This window comes from Clostridium sp. MF28, assembly GCF_002969175.1.
Taxonomy (GTDB): domain Bacteria; phylum Bacillota; class Clostridia; order Clostridiales; family Clostridiaceae; genus Clostridium; species Clostridium beijerinckii.
Window position 1 is genome coordinate 4,583,825 of record NZ_CP014331.1, and the last position, 12,593, is coordinate 4,596,417.

Annotated in this window: 13 protein-coding genes; 7 read left to right on the forward strand and 6 right to left on the reverse strand. The window is 27.9% G+C overall.

The annotated features are described in order from the left end of the window. Positions 1-29 precede the first annotated feature (29 nt). From AXY43_RS20080 to AXY43_RS20090, 3 genes are all read left to right on the forward strand, one after another. On the forward strand, positions 30-566 hold the full coding sequence (locus AXY43_RS20080) for a nitroreductase family protein (RefSeq protein ID WP_011968364.1): 537 nt from the start codon (positions 30-32) through the stop codon (positions 564-566). A 261-nt stretch (positions 567-827) separates the two neighbouring features. Beyond that, the gene (locus tag AXY43_RS20085; RefSeq protein WP_011968365.1) at positions 828-1,556 is read left to right on the forward strand and encodes an HAD-IB family hydrolase; all 729 of its coding nucleotides are present in this window, start codon (positions 828-830) and stop codon (positions 1,554-1,556) included. A 14-nt stretch (positions 1,557-1,570) separates the two neighbouring features. Beyond that, positions 1,571-2,320 (forward strand): ribonuclease H-like domain-containing protein, encoded by a 750-nt coding sequence (locus AXY43_RS20090; RefSeq protein ID WP_011968366.1) that lies wholly within the window; start codon positions 1,571-1,573, stop codon positions 2,318-2,320. 155 nt (positions 2,321-2,475) lie between these two features. Here the strand turns inward: AXY43_RS20090 and AXY43_RS20095 are convergent, their stop codons facing one another. After that, on the reverse strand, positions 2,476-3,357 hold the full coding sequence (locus AXY43_RS20095; protein WP_087702178.1) for a ComEC/Rec2 family competence protein: 882 nt from the start codon (positions 3,355-3,357) through the stop codon (positions 2,476-2,478). 397 nt (positions 3,358-3,754) lie between these two features. Between AXY43_RS20095 and AXY43_RS20100 the strand changes: the two genes are divergently transcribed. Next, entirely contained in the window at positions 3,755-5,506 is a 1,752-nt protein-coding gene (locus tag AXY43_RS20100; RefSeq protein WP_039770465.1) for a phosphoenolpyruvate carboxykinase, read from the forward strand. Between the two features lie 194 nt (positions 5,507-5,700). Here AXY43_RS20100 and AXY43_RS20105 read toward each other — a convergent pair whose 3' ends face one another. From AXY43_RS20105 to AXY43_RS20115, 3 genes are all read right to left on the reverse strand, one after another. Continuing rightward, positions 5,701-6,459, reverse strand: a complete 759-nt coding sequence (locus tag AXY43_RS20105; RefSeq protein ID WP_011968369.1) for a putative ABC transporter permease — start codon at positions 6,457-6,459, stop codon at positions 5,701-5,703. A 219-nt stretch (positions 6,460-6,678) separates the two neighbouring features. After that, positions 6,679-6,879, reverse strand: coding sequence for a DUF378 domain-containing protein (locus AXY43_RS20110; protein WP_011968370.1), 201 nt, complete (start codon positions 6,877-6,879; stop codon positions 6,679-6,681). Positions 6,880-6,953: 74 nt separating this feature from the next. After that, positions 6,954-7,424 carry an Lrp/AsnC ligand binding domain-containing protein gene (locus AXY43_RS20115; RefSeq protein ID WP_011968371.1) on the reverse strand — a complete coding sequence of 157 codons (471 nt, stop codon included), beginning with the start codon at positions 7,422-7,424 and terminating at the stop codon, positions 6,954-6,956. A 248-nt stretch (positions 7,425-7,672) separates the two neighbouring features. On the opposite strand from AXY43_RS20115, the gene AXY43_RS20120 reads away from it, so the two are divergent. After that, entirely contained in the window at positions 7,673-7,993 is a 321-nt protein-coding gene (locus AXY43_RS20120; protein ID WP_023973477.1) for a hypothetical protein, read from the forward strand. Positions 7,994-8,216: 223 nt separating this feature from the next. Here AXY43_RS20120 and AXY43_RS20125 read toward each other — a convergent pair whose 3' ends face one another. Beyond that, the gene (locus AXY43_RS20125; RefSeq protein ID WP_017212753.1) at positions 8,217-9,227 is read right to left on the reverse strand and encodes a CehA/McbA family metallohydrolase; all 1,011 of its coding nucleotides are present in this window, start codon (positions 9,225-9,227) and stop codon (positions 8,217-8,219) included. Positions 9,228-9,410: 183 nt separating this feature from the next. Between AXY43_RS20125 and AXY43_RS20130 the strand changes: the two genes are divergently transcribed. Together AXY43_RS20130 and AXY43_RS20135 are read left to right on the forward strand one after the other, a co-directional pair. Continuing rightward, positions 9,411-9,911, forward strand: coding sequence for a gamma carbonic anhydrase family protein (locus AXY43_RS20130; protein WP_026015891.1), 501 nt, complete (start codon positions 9,411-9,413; stop codon positions 9,909-9,911). 208 nt (positions 9,912-10,119) lie between these two features. Next, positions 10,120-10,956: a CvfB family protein gene (locus tag AXY43_RS20135; RefSeq protein ID WP_023973475.1), complete on the forward strand. Its 837-nt coding sequence runs from the start codon at positions 10,120-10,122 to the stop codon at positions 10,954-10,956. 69 nt (positions 10,957-11,025) lie between these two features. Here the strand turns inward: AXY43_RS20135 and AXY43_RS20140 are convergent, their stop codons facing one another. Then, a complete protein-coding gene (locus AXY43_RS20140; protein WP_011968376.1) occupies positions 11,026-12,441 on the reverse strand; it encodes a spore germination protein in 1,416 nt (471 codons plus the stop codon). Positions 12,442-12,593: the final 152 nt, after the last annotated feature.

Below are 12,593 nucleotides of genomic sequence, written 5' to 3' on the forward strand. Positions count from 1 at the left end.
AAGATTATAAAGAATTTAGGAGAAGTTTTATGAAGGAATTTATTGATTTATTAAATGAACGTCAAAGTTGTAGAAAGTATTTAAATAAACCTGTTGAAAAAGAAAAGTTAGTAAAATGTATTGAGGCTGCCAGATTAGCTCCATCAGCATGTAATAGCCAACCATGGCATTTTGTAGTAGTTAATAATAAAGAGCTAGTACCTAAGGTTTCAGAATGCCTACAGGATGCAGTTATGAATAAATTTACTACAGAATGTCCAGCTTTTATAATAGTGGTGGAGGAAAGTGGAAATTTAACTTCACGAGCTGGAGCATTAATTAAACAGCAGGATTATAGATCTGTTGATATTGGGATTGCAACTGAGCATATATGTTTAGCGGCAACAGAACAAAATTTAGGTACTTGTATTTTAGGTTGGTTTAATGAAAAAGAACTAAAGAAACTTTTAAATATAAATAAATTAAAGCGAATTAGATTAGTAGTGGCTGTTGGATATCCAGAAAATGATAATATAAGAAAAAAAGTGAGAAAGAATATAGATGAAATTCTAACTTTTATAGAATAGTCATGGATAAATTTTAACGACACTATCAATAATAAATATATTTGGTAGTGTTTTTACTTATACAATTTATATGATATATTTCAAAAATAATTCTTTATCATAATTCAAAAAATATTGCAAGAATTTCCGTCGTGATTGTGAAGCGTGAAATGTGCATTGTGAATTGCAACATATATATTTAAATTAATCAGATAGATTTTATAAGCTTTTCTGAAATGAAAAAATAAAGTATAATAAATAAGTATAAAAGGATGTGAGTTAATGGCAAATATAGGTGCGTTTTTTGATTTAGATGGAACTTTATACAGAGAAGGACTAATAACAGAAGTATTTAAAAAGATGGTTAAATATGAAATTATAGGTTCAGAAAGATGGTATAATGATTTAAGGCCTTACTTTATGAAGTGGGATAAGAGGCAAGGTGATTATGATCAATACCTGTTGAAAATGATTGATATATATATTGAGTCAATTAAAGGATTACAGAAGTATCAAATGGAATATATAGCTAAGAAAGTTGTAGAACAAAAGGGCGATAGAGTATATACTTTTACAAGGGACAGAATAAAGTGGCATCAAGCTAATAACCATACTCTAATTATAATATCTGGATCGCCTTCAGAACTTGTTGGAGAGATGGCCAAGAAATATGGCTTTACAGATTATATAGGTGCAAAATATATTATAGATGATAAAAATGTATATACAGGGCAAGTCACACCAATGTGGGATAGTAAAAGTAAATCGAAGGCGATAAATGAATTTGTTAAAAAGTATGATATAGATTTAAACGATAGTTATGCATATGGAGATACAGCAGGCGATTATACTATGTTTAAAAATGTAAAACATCCTTATTGTATGAATCCAACTAAAGAACTTTTGCAAAAAGTATTGAAAGATCGAGAATTAATAAAAAGAGTGAATGTTGTTGTTGAAAGAAAGGATGTAATATACAATTTGGACATTGAGGATATACAATTCTTATAGAAAAGAGTGATACTGTGATTATTCGTGAAAATAAGGTGAAGGTTGAAGAATATAGTGAAGAATTTATGATGAAGTCTCTAGATAAAGAATATACACCAGAAGAAATTATCTTCTTTGATTTAGAGCATTATGTATATAAGAAGCCTAAGTGTATTGGAGTATTTGGGGCGTGTGAGTATGATAAGAAAAATAATAATATTCTAGTAACCCAATATATGATTGAAGATAGAGATGAGGCGACACATATATTGTATCTCGCTAAAGAATATTTTATAAAGATGAAACAAAAAGGAAAAAAGGCCATTATCACTTTTTCAGGGAATAATGATTTTTCAGTTATTAATTATCTTTTCAAAGAAAATAATATATATTATAATTTTAGTGAAGAATTTGATTCGATTGATATTCAAAAAGAATATGAAAAGAATAAAAAATTGTCTATTGGGCTTAAAAAGTTAGAAAAAGTTTTTGATATTGTAAGAGAGGGAGAGGTAATCAGCGGATCTAATTTAGCTAAAACTTTTCACAAAGTTATGAAAGATAAAAGCTATTTCAAAAGAATGCCAGAAGAGAAAATTGAAAAAATTCTTCTTTATAATGAGCAGGATGTTATAAATTTATATTATATATATGTAAATTGGAAAAAATATATTTATGAAGATATTATCGAAGAAGCTATCGCTGAAGATGAAGTTGAAGATTTAGAAAATCTAGAAGAAGAGTATGATATTCAAGAAAATTCATTGAATAATAATTCTAATTAATGACTGCAAAATAAATAAGATAGAAATAAATAATTTAGAAATAAATAAATTTTATTTCTGATTTTTAAATGGCTCCAAGTTTTTGGGGTCTATTTTAATGCTTTAAGAACACCTAGATGCTTTTAATATAATGAAGCATCCATTTTGGTGTTGATTTATTTTTTTGATATGTTAGAGCCGTCTGAGCAGATGACGATGGTTCCATCTTTATCTGTTCTATAAGTTTTTATATTGCTTTCATCTAATAATTTTGTAGTAATAGCATCAGGATGATTGTATATATTATCTTTACCTACAGATATAACTGCTATTGAAGGATTAACTTTTTTTAGAAAGTCTTTACTAGTAGAAGTTGAGGATCCGTGATGTCCCACTTTAAGCACATCTGCGCTGATATCTTCATTATTATTAAGAATTTCTTTTTCTACTTCCTTTTCGGCGTCACCAGTAAATAAAAAAGAAGTGTTATCATATTGAATTTTTATTACAGGAGAGTAGTTGTTTAAATTATCATAAAAATCCTTATTAGGAGAGAAGACATTTACTTTAGTATTTTCACCTAAGTCAATAGAATTACTATTGTTTTTCAATACATGTACCTTTAAATTCTTATTTTTTAAAGCATCTACCATGTCCTCAAAGCTTTTTGTAGTAGATTCAACTTTTGGAGAATAGAAAGTTCCTATACTATAAGTTTTTATTATATCATCCATATTACCAATATGGTCTTCATGTGGATGAGTTGCAATTACATAATCTAATTTATTTAAGTTTAGCCCTGATAAATAGTTAAAAAGTTTTCTTCTATCAGATTTAGGCCCAGAATCTATTAAAAGATTTTTGTTATTTACTTGAACGAGAATGCAATCGCCTTGGCCTACATCTATATAATGAACGAACATCTTGTTTATATCAGCGTTATTGGCTTTATTTGAATTGAATTTTGTAAGGCCACAACTTACTATGGAAAATGAAAATAATAGAATTGCAAGAAAAGTTAATAAATATTTTTTTACATTATACTTATTTTTGTTCATAAAAAAGTTGTCTCCTTGATTACATAGTTTTAATATAATTCTACCATTTAAGGAAATGTAATGGAAACAAAATTATTCTAAATGCAAGCAAAAGAAAAATAAAAAGTTAAAATAAAACACGAACAAAATTGTAAAAAGACGATATAATATTCATATAATGAGCTTTCTGAGCTTTTTTATAGCATAGTCAGATAGGGGTGGAGGAATTAACTTTGTTGAATTTTAATTTAAGAAATTTCTTATGAACTCGAGTTATTTTTAGATGAAAAAAACTTTAAAATGAAAAATGCAAAGGTTGAATATTGCAAAAAGTATGATATAATTATTTCAATATGTGGAATTTGAAAAGAAAAATGCAATATTTAAATATGAAAAAATTCATATGGGGGGCCATGAAATGAAGAAAGAATTTTCTATGAGTAATGACAAAGTGATGATAAACTTTACAGCAAAGTACTGTAATAGCTTTGAGGCTATACTAGAAAGTGATGGATTTAGACGAATTTTAGAAGTTTATCTAAGAAGAGCTAAAAAGAAAAATTCAGTAGCATACAGATATTTAAGTAAGACATTAGATACAGATAGTCTTATAGATATTAGAAGAGATTTAACTGTAGTAATAAAATATTTAACAGTTATGAGTGTTGAGGAAATTATAGAGATTAGTGACTCATATTCGAAATTATTAGAGGATAGGGACAAGTTTGTAGTATTTATAGAAGATTTCTATTTATTTTGGAGAAAGCTTGAAAGATATACAATAGTTCATAGATATAAGGTTCAACAAGGCCTTGCAGCAGTTAGTTTTACAGAAGCAAATGCTAACTTTTCTACATTAATTCTAAGTTTGTACAGAAAAATTGAACAGCATGTTGCAGGATATCAGCCAAAAGTTTATAGACAAATACCAGCTGGTGGAAATGCCTGCATAATGATTCATGAAATGGAATGGGTAAGACCAAATGGATATGAAGTTTTAGAGGAAGTACCATTTATTGATCATATACTTTTAGAAACACCATTTATAACTTATCCTAAAAAGAATACAAGAGATGGAATGTTCACAGAGATAAAATATAACCCATTAAAGTATGCACAAATAAATAAAGAGCATTGGTTTTGTTATCCAGCTAAGATAGGCGGGTTACTTACTTTTATTTATTTCCATAGAGATTTTATGGAACATGGAATAACTTTATGTAATCTGTTCGAGATGGCTAGAAGTGAAGAAACAAGGGGAAGAAAGCCAGACATTATTTATGTATATGGAGCTAAAGATAACGATGAAGATCTAAAAACAGTGTTCTTTGATGATGTTCAAAATGATATAATGCTTGGATATGTAAATCATTCAGAAAAGATAGATTATTTTGGGTATATAAAGAAGATGACATTAACATTATACAACTTAATAATGATAAAGAGAGGATATTTGCCAATACATGGTTCAATGGTGAATATTATTTTAAAAAGCGGAGATGAAGCTAATGTTGTTATCATGGGAGATAGCGGAGCTGGTAAATCTGAAAGTTTAGAAGCTTTTCGTAGTTTAAGCGAAGATTATATTTCAGATATGACTATTATCTTTGATGATATGGGAACTTTTAAAATAGAGGATGGATTAATTAATGGATATGGAACTGAGATTGGTGCATTTGTCCGATTAGATGACTTAGATCAAGGATACGCCTTTAAAGAAATGGATAGAAGTATATTTATGAATCCGGATAAGGTCAATGCTAGACTTGTAGTACCAGTAGCATCATATAAGGAGATATCAAAGGGACATCCAATAGACTTTTTCTTCTATGCTAATAACTACGACGGCGTTAATGAAGGAGAAAAATATTTAGATTACTTTAAAACTCCAGAGGAAGCCATTAAAGTATTTAAAGCAGGTGCTAGAATGGCGAAGGGAACAACAACGGAGAAGGGCTTAGTAGAGTCATTTTTTGCAAATCCATTTGGGCCAGCGCAAAAGCAGGATGAAACAAATATTCTTATAGAAAAATATTTTAATACAATGTTTGAAAATGGACAAGTAAAAGTTGGACAAATTAGAACTTGTTTAGGTGTAAAAGGGCAAGAAAAAAATGGGCCAAGAAATGCAGCTATAGAATTATTCGATGAAATTAAAAAGATGAAATAAGTATTAAGGCACAATCAAATAAATAAAAAGTCCATTTGCCAGCCTATTTCCCATTATGCTACGTTGGAAAATCGACCTAATAGACCCGCTATGAGGGCAATTTGTCGCATTGCCTAATGAAAAATATCTATGGCAACTTTGGACTTATTATTTATTTTAATGTGCCTAAAAGAGATTAAGGTAAAGCATTTACCTTAATCTCTTTTTAATTTATCTCTTAAAGCCTTAAAAATATTTAAAGATCTATAAGAAATACTTGAAAAGTTTTGTCTTGATTGTCTATTATATAAATTCATTTTTAGCTTACTGAAAAATGATTCAAAGTGTCTAATCCTACCAACAGCTTTTTCTTTTGTAAAATTCAATAATGAACTTGGTTTATCAAATAAAAAATTAGCTGGCACAAATTGAAATGCAAAAGACATTTTTTCAAATTGCATTAAAGAAGCTATAGTTAAACTAAAATCAATAAGATAATAAATAATAATAAAGAAAATAAATACCTCACCAAGTGTTTTGGGAATATTATTGATTATGTTTACCACTATAGGATGTATTATCTTAATTATGCCTACCTCACCAACTCCCCAGAGTAGAGAATAAAGTAAACAAACACGACCGTGTATATTAAATGGATCATCAGTATAATCCCACCACTTTGTCTTAAATGCTTTTTCCAATACAAAACCAGTAATATATTCTAAGACTGTTGTAAAGAAACAGGCTAAGAAGAATAAGGCGAAAATATTATGTTTGTAGTTATCAAGAAAGACTACAAGAAATAAGACACCGAATCCATATATAGGACAAAAGGGACCATATAAAAATCCTCTATTAACAAACCTACGTTCATTTTTAAAATAATACAAGACTTCGAGGCACCAGCCAGCAAATGAATAGAATACAAAAAAATATATTAAATTATAAAAATTAAAATTTAATACTGTACGCAAATGTATACTAACCTCCTAGTAAAATATAAGTATTAATAATTTATTCCATTATATATCAAAACATAGCTAAAGAAATATTAATTTTACATTAAAAATTTCTTATCACTATGTATAAAGCTTAAGTATAAATAAATATTATATTGAGATTAGCAGCTATAGAATTAGCGTTTAAGTCATTTTTATTTTAACAAATATAATATTAATATTTATTATGCTGCATTATACTCTAGATCTTTCTTGAACGAAAAAAGAGATAGAATATAAACTAGCAATTCCAACTAAACAATAAATTATTGTAGATAACATTGAAAAACTTCCAAAAAGGAAATCTACTAAGTTAAATCTAAAAAAACCTATTAAGCCCCAATTAATGCCGCCTATAATTATAAGGGCAAGTGAAATTGAATTTAAAATTTTCATAAAAAACACACTCCTTATTATAAGATACCTTTAGTATGTATATAAAAATGTGTTTTTATTCTATTTTTTTATAATTATTCTAATGATATATTTCTGTCTATAGGTTGAGATAGAGAAATAAATGTATCAGTTCTTTGTACTCCATCAATGTTATTTATCTTGTTAAGTAAAACATTCTGCAAATCTAAAATATTAGCACATACAACTTTAGCAAACATAGAATAATCACCAGTAGTTAAATGCAATTCAACTACTTCCTTTATGTTTGACATTTGGTCAAATACATAGTTAAAAGAAGATGTTTTATCAACATAGATACCTACAAAACAACATACATCGTATCCTAGCTTAGGAAGGTTTAAAATTATTCTAGAACCTTTTATTATTCCCAGATCTTCCATTTTCTTCATTCTTACATGAATAGTACCACCGCTTACATGGCATATTCTGGCAATCTCCAAGTAAGGAGTTCTACAATCTTTTATTAATAAGTCAAGTATTTGTAAATCTAATTCATCTAAATGATTATTTGAAATTAAATTCATTATATCACCTCATATCTTTTATATCATATACTTTTTCTATTTTATCAAATATACGCGAATAATTAAAGATAAAACTATAAATTTGTTAAAAAAAAATTATAATATTGATATTTTAATAAAAATTATTACTTTTTGATTACAATGTATACTGATGAAATCAACACCAATTAAAAGGAATGCTTGATAATAGTTTATATATAAATTATCATTAACCATATAGACTTTTTTATAGGAGGATATGTGAGTAGATGAATCTTTTTACATCAATTATTTTATTTGTAGTAATGCTTCTTGTTATATTTGTAGCTTATGCATTATGCAAAAAATTTATATTTGGTAAAGTGCGTATAAATAAGTGGATACCTTTAGCGATAGCTGCAGTATTATTTGCGGCCCAAATATTCGTAGGTGCATCAAATACTTATATTTCAAGTGGATTATCTATTTTTGCAGTTCTATTTTTCTTATGGTTCATGGATATTACACAAAGAGGCGGACTTAAGAAAAAAGAAAAGCAAATAGTGATTAAGCCAAAAGCTAAACCAAATAGAGTTAAAAAAAATAAATAGAAACATAGAAAAGAAATAGAATGTATGATTTATAACAATGTAAATGTTTTGAAATTATATATTCTATTTCTTTTTATATGAATTATTTTTTTAAGAATATATATGCGTTGCAAAAAATCTTCATCATAATTCTAAAAATATTGCAAGAATTTTAGCTGTAATTATGCATAGTGAATTATGAATTGCTAATTGCAACATATATATTTTAAGTATATAAACAATATTATTCTTGACCTCTAAAAATGGGAGAACTAATAGCGATTTTGTTATTATCCAGTGCTATCTTTATTACATACCACAACTCAGTTTTTAAGGGCTCGTGAGAATACAAGTATTTTACTTTATTTAAATTCAAGTTAGATATTTTTTTTATTATAGTCCCACCAGTAGATATTATATCAATTTCTAATATTTTGTGATTAGGATCATGGGCAAAAATTGAAAATTGTAAATTATCATCTTCCATAGGTATAATATCGCCCATAAATTCATTATTTATTGTAAAGTACATAGTTAAAGTTCTGGATTCTGTTGAATAAGTGTGTCGTTTTCTAAAAGCGTCGACTAGAGACTGAGTTGTAAGCTCTTCTGCAATTATACATGTTAAATTTTCATCGTCACCAAAGTTTAATCTATGATTATCCTGACCATTGATTGCGCCTAGTTTCCAGTTTTTATCGAGTAAATGGTAATAATATTTTTCATATCTTAAATACTTGTTTGGATAAGATCCATTTCCAACTTCTATTGAAGTTATTAGTTTATTTAAAATAGAGTTGTATTCTAAATATGTTATTGTTTTGTGGGGATGGTTAATTGAAATAAATGCATTAGGATTATTAAGCATCCATAAAACTAATAGTTGCATATTATTTACTGTTCCAGTAAAGAACCTGTTTGGATTTACTACATTAATGTCTCCAAACGGATTAGTTTTGCTTTCAAAACCAACCACAGCTAAAAAGTTTTCATGTTTTTTATTATAACGAACAGTTAAATATTTTAGCGCATCCCATCTACTTAGCTCAGAGCTTTTTACTTTTATTGTTTTTGTTAAATGATTATTATGGTCTGTTAATATAAGGAAATTAAGGCCGTTATGTCGTGCATAATCAAATGCTTCAATTGGAGTTCCATGTCCAGTGGAAAAATTGCAATGAGCATGAGGAATTCCATAGTAAAAATTCAGATCATCTATATTAAGCTTATTTTTAGGTGATTTTTTTTTCCCCAAAGTTATTACCTCTAAAAATTATTTATAGTATATATATATTGCAATGCACAATGCACAATTCACAATTAATAATTAATTATGGTTTAAATTATTATTTTATTTCGTATTTCTAAAGTGAGCAAAATAATGACAATAAGTGAATGTAATGTTAAAATAACCTTAGTGTTTAGTGAGGTGATTGTTATGGTGAAAATTTATAAAGACAAAAAACCTGTTTTGGATAGCGATATTTATATTTCAGAAACTGCAGTAATTATTGGAGACGTAACACTTAAGAAAAATGCGAATATATGGTTTGGTGCTGTTATAAGAGGTGATGAAGCATCAATAACTATAGGAGAAAATACAAACATCCAAGAAAATTGTGTGGTACATGTTGATTATGGATATAATACAGTTATAGGAGATGGTTGTACTATAGGGCATGGCGCAATAATCCATGGATGCACCATTAAAAATAATGTTTTAGTAGGTATGGGATCAATAATATTAAATGGAGCAAAAATAGGCAATAATACAATTATAGGAGCAGGAAGTCTAATAACTCAAAATAAAGAATTTGAAGATGGCGTTTTGATACTTGGAAATCCAGCAAAAGTGATACGAAAGTTAACACAAGAAGAAATTGAAGGAATTAAGAAATCATATATAAGTTATCTGGAATTGAGTAAAGATTTCAAGTAATTTAGATTTAACATGTTTTATATAAAGAAAAGATACAAGTTATTATCATATTGTGTAGTAATAAATTTATATTCAAGGTTCTAGTAATGTGAGTACCAAATTGAGGATAGCAATGTAGAAAGTTAATTTCAATATATAGAATGATCAAGAAAAGTAATAAAGAAGATAACATCGATTAAGATGTTATGATTAATGGAGGAAATTAAAAATGATATCAGTAGGGCAATACAGTAAATTAAAAGTAAGTAAAAAGGTAGATTTTGGATATTATCTTGAAGATAATTTTGGTGATGAGGTCTTACTTCCAAACAGTGCGGCAAAGGGACATGAAATAAAAGAAGGCGACCAATTAGAAGTATTCATTTATAGAGATTCAAAGGATAGGATGATTTCAACTCTAAAAAAACCATTATTAACAGTTGGAGAAATTGGTTATTTAGAAGTTGTAAGTCAAAATAATATTGGAGCGTTCGTAAACTTTGGGCTTGAAAGAGACTTATTCGTTCCATTAAAAGAACAAAATTATAAGCTTAAAGAAGGAAAAAAATATTTATTTTATATGTATGTAGATAAAACCGACAGGTTAGCGGCAACTACTAGAATACACTCTTATTTAGATATGGCAGAAGAGGGGAAATATAAAGTTTCTGATGAAGTAAATGCTATAGTTTATGAAATAAATGAAAATGCGACTTTAAATGTTGCAATAGATGGTGAATATAGAGGTTTAATATTAGCTAATGAGCATTTTGAGTACATATATCCTGGACAAGAAATAAAAGGAAGAGTTAAGAGGATTTATGAAGATGGAACTATTGGAGTTACAACGAGAAAGAAAAGGTTAGAAGCAAGAAGTGAATTAAGTGAAACAATACTTAATTATTTAAAAGCAAATGGTGGATTTATGCCTTATAATGATAAATCGTCACCTGATGATATAAAGAGAGAATTTAATACAAGTAAAAATTATTTTAAAATGACATTAGGCGGGCTAATGAGAGAGAAACTAATTACACAGGATAAAGAGGGAACTAGACTTTTATAAGTGACAAATGAAAAGTTATAAATTAAAAGTGATAAGTTTTATGTTAACTTATCACTTTTTTTACATAGCTTATTGCACATCGTTTGATATTCGTGTTCTGAATAATAAATTTTTAAGAGCTTTCCAGTTAAATGGAATTAAAGGATAGAAATATTTATCACCAGCTATTGTTTTTGTACTTGCCATAACTATTAGAATGAATATAATGCCACCTATAAAGCCCCAGAAACCAAAGAAACCACAAAGTATAAGTAAAATCATTCTTGCAAATTTTAAAGCAAAATTCATTTCTATACTAGGTTGAGTAAAGTCCCCTATAGTAACGATGGACATATATAATATAGACTGAGGAATAAACCAGCCTGTTTTTACAGCATAATCACCAAGGATTAAACCACCAATCAAAGACATTGCACTTCCAAGTGGGCTTGGAGTATTTAAACCAGCCAGCTTTAATATATCAACAGCAAATTCCAAAAGCATGAATTGTCCGAGCAGAGGCAAAGCAAATTCCTCTTGCGGTTTTAAAAAGTCAAAATAACTCGGTATAAAAATATTCCCATTTACAATCATTAAGTAAACTGGAGTTAATAATATTGTCGCTAACATTACGAAATTTCTAACAATTCTTAGGTAGTTTCCAGTGAATAAAGGGAAATAATAATCATTTATATCTTGTAAAAAATCGAAAATTCCTGTTGGGAGAATTATTACGTTTGGAGAATTATCCACAATAATAATTATTTTTCCTTCAACTATATGTGCAGCAGCTACATCAGGCCTTTCGGTAAATCTTACCTTTGGAAATGGATTAAGCCAATTTTTTGTGCACATTACATCAACTAAACTTTGGTCAGAAAGCGTTAAAGCTTTTATATCTACTTTTGATATGCTATCAATTATTAAATCAAGAACTTTTTTATCTGCTACTCCATCTATATACGCGATACATACATCTGTTTTTGAGACATTACCAACTTGATGTATATCAAAAACTAATCTAGGATCTCGTATTCTTCTTCTAATGAAACCAGCATTAAATACTAACTTTTCAATGAAGCCATCTCTTCCACCTCTTAAAGTTTTTTCCTTTTCAGGTTTTGATGAATCTGAACCTGGATAAGTACGCAAATCTAAGAGTATAAATGAATCATAGCCATCAACATACATTATTGTTTGGCCAGATAATAACGCGATTAAAATTTTGTCTAAATCAGTTTCGGTTTTAACGGATACGTGTGAAACTTTATTGTTGATAAAGTCATCAATTGTTTTGTATGAATTCATTGTTTCAGGTGTTATCTTAAAGAAAGATTTTAATATTTCCTCCATGATAGCATCTTTAATAAAACCATTCAAAAAATATAAAACAGAGCTTCTTCCCCCAACAATGAAGTTTCGTTCAACGATATCGAAACTTTTATCTACAACTAAATTTGAATGAATTAAGTCAATATTTGCTTGGTAATTGTTTGCAACATTCAATTATTTTACCTTCTCTCTCTATTTAAATATACATATCTAGTATGTTACAGATAAGAAATAGTATTCATGTTTATCAAATATATAAATTTATAATTCTTTATACAATTATTAGAGAGAGAAGTTTTTAACTGTGAAATGATTTTAATTGCACT

Excerpts from the sequence above, each read along its gene's own strand:
- AXY43_RS20135 (WP_023973475.1), top strand. The coding sequence starts at position 10,120 with ATGATATCAGTAGGGCAATACAGTAAATTAAAAGTAAGTAAAAAGGTA.
- AXY43_RS20080 (WP_011968364.1), top strand. The coding sequence starts at position 30 with ATGAAGGAATTTATTGATTTATTAAATGAACGTCAAAGTTGTAGAAAG.
- AXY43_RS20130 (WP_026015891.1), top strand. The coding sequence starts at position 9,411 with ATGGTGAAAATTTATAAAGACAAAAAACCTGTTTTGGATAGCGATATT.
- AXY43_RS20085 (WP_011968365.1), top strand. The coding sequence starts at position 828 with ATGGCAAATATAGGTGCGTTTTTTGATTTAGATGGAACTTTATACAGA.
- AXY43_RS20110 (WP_011968370.1), bottom strand. The coding sequence starts at position 6,879 with ATGAAAATTTTAAATTCAATTTCACTTGCCCTTATAATTATAGGCGGC.
- AXY43_RS20100 (WP_039770465.1), top strand. The coding sequence starts at position 3,755 with ATGAAGAAAGAATTTTCTATGAGTAATGACAAAGTGATGATAAACTTT.
- AXY43_RS20120 (WP_023973477.1), top strand. The coding sequence starts at position 7,673 with ATGAATCTTTTTACATCAATTATTTTATTTGTAGTAATGCTTCTTGTT.
- AXY43_RS20095 (WP_087702178.1), bottom strand. The coding sequence starts at position 3,357 with ATGAACAAAAATAAGTATAATGTAAAAAAATATTTATTAACTTTTCTT.
- AXY43_RS20115 (WP_011968371.1), bottom strand. The coding sequence starts at position 7,424 with ATGAATTTAATTTCAAATAATCATTTAGATGAATTAGATTTACAAATA.